The sequence below is a fragment of the Vreelandella sp. V005 genome, assembly GCF_052645115.1.
In genome coordinates this window covers 1-416 of sequence record NZ_JBQXYA010000024.1, presented here as the reverse complement: position 1 = coordinate 416, position 416 = coordinate 1, and the positions used below count along the sequence as shown (strand labels likewise).

Genomic DNA, 416 nt, shown 5'->3' with positions numbered 1-416 from the left:
AGTGGCGGTGAGGCTGACCGGGGGCAGCGTGGTGCCGGCGTTGATGGCGTCGACACCGGCCTGGGTCAGGGTCACGTTCTCGCCGTCAAAGGCGTAGTAGCCGTCACCGTTGGTGCCAGGGGTGAAGGTGACTTGGCCTGCACCGGCGGTGAGCACACCGTCTTCTTCGTCACTGGCGGTGAAGGTGGCGACGGTTTGGCCGACCACGGCGTCATTTTCGTTAAAGGTATCCACCGCGGTGACGTCGATCGTCGGGCCATCGTTCTGGGCGTTGTACGTCGGGGTGTCGCTGTCAGTGGCCGTGAGCGCAGGCGTGCCGCTGTCAGTGGCGGTGAGGCTGACCGGGGGCAGCGTGGTGCCGGCGTTAATGGCGTCGACACCGGCCTGGGTCAGGGTCACGTTCTCGCCGTCAAAGG

The 416-nt window shown here is 66.1% G+C and carries 2 protein-coding genes; one reads left to right on the top strand and one right to left on the bottom strand.

What is annotated here, in order from left to right; genetic code table 11:
- On the bottom strand, positions 1-234 hold a 234-nt coding region (locus ACUN8H_RS18760; protein ID WP_445533547.1), incomplete at its 3' end, for a hypothetical protein.
- Between ACUN8H_RS18760 and ACUN8H_RS18755 the strand changes: the two genes are divergently transcribed.
- Positions 196-416: hypothetical protein (locus ACUN8H_RS18755; protein WP_445533546.1), on the top strand; the 221-nt coding region annotated here is incomplete at its 3' end. The two genes, ACUN8H_RS18760 and ACUN8H_RS18755, sit on opposite strands and share 39 nt — an antisense overlap.